The 462-nt window shown below is 38.3% G+C and carries 1 rRNA gene; it reads right to left on the reverse strand.

Going from position 1 to position 462, the window contains the following annotated elements:
* Positions 1-367 precede the first annotated feature (367 nt).
* Positions 368-462: ribosomal RNA gene (locus KGF48_RS19930) — 16S ribosomal RNA — on the reverse strand; the annotation flags it as partial.

The raw sequence follows: 462 nt of genomic DNA on the forward strand, positions 1-462 counted from the left end.
CCCTGCACCCTTAATAACTTGACCAGTTAAAAAGGTTTGATAGATTAGAAGCTATCAACTTCGATAATTTTAAAAAGTTATCAACTTTATATATTACAAATTAGATGTCATATCACTAAATATATATGCAGTTTTCAAAGTGCTAACGCACATCGTCAACGAACAACCTTCGTATACACTCAGATTATTCCGTTACTTAAAGTGCTAATGCACAACGCCAACAAACAAACTTCACATGCGTTCAGTTTATTCTGTTGCTTAAAGTGCTAACGCACAACGCCAACGGATAAATCCCGTTGCTCAAAGTGCTAATTGAGTATTCGTAAAAACGAACCCTCAAAATTAAACAGTAGGCAATTCTCCTTAGAAAGGAGGTGATCCAGCCGCACCTTCCGATACGGCTACCTTGTTACGACTTCACCCCAGTTATTGATTCCACCTTCGACGACTTCTTCCAAAAGG

This window comes from Clostridioides sp. ZZV15-6388 (assembly GCF_020657755.1).
Classification (GTDB): Bacteria; Bacillota; Clostridia; order Peptostreptococcales; family Peptostreptococcaceae; genus Clostridioides.